This is a genomic window from Dietzia sp. 111N12-1 (assembly GCF_001658045.1).
Lineage (GTDB): Bacteria > Actinomycetota > Actinomycetes > Mycobacteriales > Mycobacteriaceae > Dietzia > Dietzia kunjamensis.
Map to the genome: position 1 here is coordinate 1 of NZ_LSSV01000007.1, position 411 is coordinate 411.

At 67.2% G+C, this 411-nt stretch carries 1 pseudogene; it reads left to right on the plus strand.

Features of this window, described 5'->3' with window-relative positions:
* Positions 1 to 28: 28 nt before the first annotated feature.
* A pseudogene (locus tag AYO52_RS01975) lies at positions 29 to 361 on the plus strand (mercuric reductase); the annotation flags it as partial.
* Positions 362 to 411 lie beyond the last annotated feature (50 nt).

Sequence of the window (411 nt, forward strand, 5' to 3'; positions counted from 1 at the left end):
GAACTAACGGAGATGCCCACTAGCCACCGCCGGGCTCACCGAGGCCGCAGCCCGGGCCGCCGGGCACCGGTGCCAAACCCGAGTGATGAGCTTCGAGGACCTGCCGCGCGCCTTAGTCGACCAGGACACCCGCGGGGCGATCAAGATGGTCGCCGAAACAGAAACCGGGAGGATCCTCGGACTCAGCGCCATCGGAGACCACGCCGGAGAAATCATGCTCGCCGCGACCTACGCCATCACAGCCGGGATGACCACCCGCCAGATTGCCGACACCTGGGCCCCCTATCTGACCACCTCCGAAGCCCTGCGCCTGGTCGCAGGCACCTTCCACACCGAACTACCCACCTCCTGCTGCGCCTGACCACCGCCTCCACATGAGGGGGCTTTGGCCTGCTGCGGTGATCTCGGACG